The sequence below is a fragment of the Variovorax sp. KK3 genome, from assembly GCF_001984055.1.
Lineage (GTDB): Bacteria > Pseudomonadota > Gammaproteobacteria > Burkholderiales > Burkholderiaceae_C > Variovorax.
In genome coordinates this window covers 1-4650 of record NZ_LYVO01000156.1, presented here as the reverse complement: position 1 = coordinate 4650, position 4650 = coordinate 1, and the positions used below count along the sequence as shown (strand labels likewise).

At 71.1% G+C, this 4650-nt stretch carries 4 protein-coding genes; all 4 read right to left on the bottom strand.

What is annotated here, in order from left to right:
- Window positions 1-61: 61 nt before the first annotated feature.
- The gene (locus B0W80_RS33735; protein WP_077003496.1) at window positions 62-1090 is read right to left on the bottom strand and encodes a tripartite tricarboxylate transporter substrate binding protein; all 1029 of its coding nucleotides are present in this window, start codon (window positions 1088-1090) and stop codon (window positions 62-64) included.
- Between the two features lie 129 nt (window positions 1091-1219).
- On the bottom strand, window positions 1220-1870 hold the full coding sequence (locus B0W80_RS33730; RefSeq protein ID WP_256856764.1) for a hypothetical protein: 651 nt from the start codon (window positions 1868-1870) through the stop codon (window positions 1220-1222).
- A gap of 130 nt (window positions 1871-2000) precedes the next feature.
- Window positions 2001-3260, bottom strand: coding sequence for a cyanate transporter (locus B0W80_RS33725; RefSeq protein WP_077003494.1), 1260 nt, complete (start codon window positions 3258-3260; stop codon window positions 2001-2003).
- Window positions 3257-4459 (bottom strand): amidohydrolase family protein, encoded by a 1203-nt coding sequence (locus B0W80_RS33720; RefSeq protein WP_143684909.1) that lies wholly within the window; start codon window positions 4457-4459, stop codon window positions 3257-3259. Before B0W80_RS33720 ends, B0W80_RS33725 begins: the two co-directional genes overlap by 4 nt.
- Window positions 4460-4650 lie beyond the last annotated feature (191 nt).

Sequence of the window (4650 nt, the reverse complement as noted above, 5' to 3'; positions counted from 1 at the left end):
TGGTGTTGCCCCCGGTGAGGGGGTTGGCGGACCACACGAAGTGGGGGAGCCTGGGGGAGAGCTAAGTTTCACTGCGAATTCCGCGCATCATGATCACGCCGCCCAGCTGCGCCGTGTCGTTACGCATGCGGTAGGCCAGCGATTGCGGCGTGCCGGCCTCGCCCTGCCAGCCTGCCTTGAGCAACTGGGCCTGGACCTCCGCGGATCGCACCACATCACCCAGCGCCGCATTGAGCCGCGCGACGGCGGGTCGGGGCAGGCTGGCCGGCGCCGCCAGGGCGGTCCAGATCTCGAGATCGAATCCGCGCACGTCGGCCTCGCGCAAGGTGGGCAATTCCTGGAACAGGGGGCTTCGCATCGGCGATGTCACGCCGATGGCCTTGAGCTTGCCCGAGGCCACGTGCGGCTTGGCCAGCCCCGGCGGCAGCAGCGCGAGCTGGATCTGGCCCGCCAGCATGGCGGCGATGACCTGCGGATTGCCGGTGAAGGGCACGTGCTGCGGCGCGATGCTCGTGCGTGCGCGCAGGAGCTCCATGCCCAGGTGGCCGACCGTGCCGACGCCTGGCGAGCCGTACTTGCCCTTCTCGCCGAGATTGCGCGCCCACAGCAGCAGTTCGATGGGCGTCTTGCCGACCGCGTCGGCGGTGGTCGCCAGCACCAGCGGCGCGGTGCCGATCAGGCCGACCGGCGCGAAGTCCTTCTCGGGGTCGAAAGGCGTGGCCGGGTTGAGCAGCTTGGCGATGGTCAGGTTGCCGTTGATCAGCGCGCCGATGGTGTGGTCGTCCTGCGCCTTGGCCACGAGGTTCGCCGCCAGGTTGCCGCTGGCACCGGGCTTGTTCTCGACCAGCACCGGCTGGCCCAGGAGCTTGGACAGCGGCTCGGCGATGGCGCGCGCCGCGAGGTCGGGCGAGGCACCGGCCGGAAAGCCGACGAGCACGCGCAATGGCTGGCTGGGCCAGGCGCCGGCAGCACCGGAAGTGGCGGCACCGCGGGCAGTGCGCGTCGCGGAAGTGGAGCTCTGCTGCGCCCATGCGGCCGTGCCGCACAAGGAAGCGGCCATGCCTTGGAGCAAACGGCGTTTGGTGATCATGGGCTCTGGGAGGTGGCGAACACTGGGGGAAGATTTGTAACGCCACGTTACGTCAGCAATTGCTGCAGCGCAAGACAACCAAAGGCTTCACTGGCACCGTGTTCCGGTGCAGGTCCGTAGCAGGCGCGCTCAGCCTGGCCGCAGCGAAAGCCGCACGGTATCCCCGTCGATCACCACCGTGTAGCCCAGCCCATCGGCCAGTGCCTGCAGCGCGATCGCATCGATGGCCAGCTTGCGCGGTGCGCGCAAGGCGCCTGCCATCGGTGGCAGCGGGTCGGCCACATCGGGCCGACCGCGTGTCGCTTCGAAACGCAGCGTCTCGGGCCCGTCGGCGGCGATGCGGATGGCACCGAGGTCCTCGGTGCAGTCGTGCAGGAAGCCGAGCACACCGAGCACCAGGTAACGCAACGAGGCACCGGCGGCGAAGCGCGGCTCGTCCTCGCGCGCCACGTCGAGCTCATCGTCCACGTTCAGGCGGATGCCGTTGAGCTCGTAGGCAGCGCGCATGAGCGATGCGCAGCGTGCCACCAGCGCGCTGCGGGTGGTGCCATCGTCGCTGGTCGCGAGCTCCCAGTCGCGCAGCGAGCGCACCCCGTCGGCCAGCGCATCGATCTGTTCCGAGATCGACGCCACCTGTTTGTCCCAGGCACCTTCGTCCACGGCCGTGTCGCCATTCGACCGGTGCTTGAGCAGCAGCATGCCCATCCGCATCACCGAGAGCGGCGCCACCATGTCGTGCCGCAGGGCCGGCAGCGCGCGCGTGAGGAGTTCGTGCCGCACCCCGGCTGCGATCCAGCTGCTGGCGCCAGGAGATGCTTTGACTTTCAATTGGGAAACCGCTCGGAGGGAAGGATGGCGGCAGTATGGGTGTCGGCGCGCGCCGGGGCCTGTAGGAGGCGGTCTAAACGTCTCAGCCGGGCCGCATGCCGATGTATCCGGAGGCATCCGAGCCCGTAGCGGGCGCGGTGCCGAACAAGCCGCAGGTCGCCCGCGCATGGCGGCGCGGATCGAAGCGCCACGTCATCACGATCAAGAGCAGCACCACGGCGCCGAGCCAGGCCCACGCACCGCCGAAGCCGCCGCTCGTCGCGCGCACCCAGCCCGTGGCGAAAGGCGCCAGCGCCGAGATCATGAAGCCGAAGCACTGCATGAAGGCGGCCAGGGTTCCGGCCTGGGCCGGGTCCGGCAGGTGGTCGAGCGCCAGCACCATCGCCAGCGAAAAGCCGCCGCCGAGCCCGAAACCCAGCAGCGCGACGACCACCGGCGCCGGAGACACCTGCAGCATCAGCCCGGCGAACCCGGCGAGTTGAACCACCAACATGGCCACCAACCAGGGCCGCAGCTCGCGCCGGCCGCGCGCCAGCACCGGCAGGGCCAGCGCCCCGACCATCTGGGCTGCCGTCATCAGCGCCAGCAGCGCGCCGGCGGCCTGCGGGGTCCAGCCCTGCTGCGCGAAGGAGGGCGGCAGCCAGGCGACGAGGCTGGTGTAGCCGCCGTTGAGCAGCCCGAAGTAGATCGCGAGCAGCCACGCCCGCCGGTTGGCGAAGCACTTGAGCCAGCCCCGATCCGCAGGCGCCGATGCCTGCTGCACGGGAGCCGGCGCCGCGCGGCCGACCAGCGCCCAGGCGACGATCGCCACCAATGCCGGCAACGCCCAGAAGGCCAGGCCCGCATGCCAGTCGGCGGCCCAGCGCGCGATCCACGGGCTGCCCATCGCGCCGAGCCCGCCGCCGCCCATCAGTGCGGCCGAATACAGGCCCATGGCCGCGCCCATGCCCACCGGGTAGGCGCGCTTGATGATCGTGGGCATCAGTGCCTGCACCAGGCCCGCGCCGAAGCCGGCCAGTGCGGCACTGGCGAGCAGGCCGGCCGTGGAAGCGGTCACCCAGCGGCTTGCGCAGGCCAGCGCGATGGCGCCCAGGCCCAGGACCATCGCGGCGCGTTCGCCGATACGGCGCCCCAGGCCCACGCCGGCCAGCGACATCGGGCCCATCGCGAACATCGGCAGCACGGTGAGCAGCGCGGCGGCTTGAAAGCCGAGCCCGGTGTCGCCGCGGATCTCGCCCAGTAGCGGGCTGCTGGCGGTGAGGAAGGCGCGCAGGTTGATCGCGACCAGCACGATCACCAGCGCGAAGCCGATGCCGCGCTTCGACAGGGCTGCGGCCTTCATGGCGCCAACGCGTCCGGCAGCAGCGCACCGTCGCGCGCCACGACGCGCCCGCCCGCGACCACCAGCCGCCGCGGTGGCCGCGCCACCACGGCCTCGGCCACGGTCCGCGCATCGACCAGCACCAGGTCAGCGCGGCAGCCGGTCGTCAGGCCATAGTCTTCGAACCCGAGGCCGCGCGCGCCGGCCGCGGTCACACAATCCAGCGCGACATCGAGCTCGTCGTCGCGCCGCAGGTTGTAGCGCAGGCCGAGCAACATCGCGCGCTCCAGCATGTCGGGGTTGCCGTACGGGGTCCAGGTGTCGCGGATGCCGTCGTTGCCGGCCAGCACCGTCACGCCCGCCCGCCGGCATCGCATGAGCGGCGGCACGCTGCGGGCCGCCGGCGCGCTGGTGACTAGCGCCACGCCGAGCCGGGCCATGCGGGCCAGCAGCGCCTCGCATTCGGCTTCGGGCAGGTCGCCCAGGCAGAAGCCATGGCTGATCGCCACCCGGCCCTGCAGCCCGAGCGCCTCGGTGCGGTCGAGGATCAGGCCCAGCGAGAAGGCGCCCATCGCGTCCGGCTCGTGCAGGTGGATGTCGAGCGGCCGCCCGCGCCGCTCGGCGATGCCGAAGAGCAGGTCGAGCGAACGCACCGGGTCGCCGTCGATCGCGCACGGGTCGAGCCCGCCCAGTACGTCGGCGCCGGCCGCGAGCGCCTGGTCGAGCAGATCGGCCGTGCCAGGGCGGCCCAGCAGGCCGGACTGCGGAAAGGCCACGATCTGGATCTGCTGCGCCGCGTTCATGGTCTCTTGCGTGCGCAGCACGCCTTCGAGATGGCGCAGGCCGGCGTCGGTGTCGATGTCCACGTGGGTGCGCAGCCGCGTGGTGCCCTGGGCCAGGAAGGCGCGGGCCAGCACCAGCGACTGGGCCGCGGCATCGTGGCCGCTGGCGCGGCGAAAGGCGCGCTCGTTCTCGATGCGATCGACGAGCCGCGGGCCGACCTCGTTGCGATACCAGTCCATACCCCACATGGTCTTGTCCAGGTGCGTGTGACCCTCCACCAGGCCGGGCAGCAACAGGGCGCCGCAGCCGTCTTCGACCACGCAGCAGGCCGGCGCCGCGATCGCGGGGCCCAGGGTGGCGATGCGGCCGTCCTGCACCAGCAGGTCGACGGGCGGGGCGCCCAGGGGGCGGACGTCACGGATCAGGAGCGGGGGGATGGTGGGCATGTACTCGTCTCTTCGGTCAACCGAACTGACACATTTTGGTTAACCAAACGCGATGATAATGATCGACCACCATCAGGTCAACGCGTGGAACCGCCGGCTTCGGGCCGTCGCCACGGTCGACACCGTTGGTAATATTTGATGCACTTGCAACGCGCTCGCGCCACCTGCGTCCATGCCCTCCC

Bases quoted from the DNA above. Each gene is read 5' to 3' on its own strand.
- B0W80_RS33735 (WP_077003496.1), bottom strand. From the start codon at position 1,090: ATGATCACCAAACGCCGTTTGCTCCAAGGCATGGCCGCTTCCTTGTGC.
- B0W80_RS33725 (WP_077003494.1), bottom strand. From the start codon at position 3,260: ATGAAGGCCGCAGCCCTGTCGAAGCGCGGCATCGGCTTCGCGCTGGTG.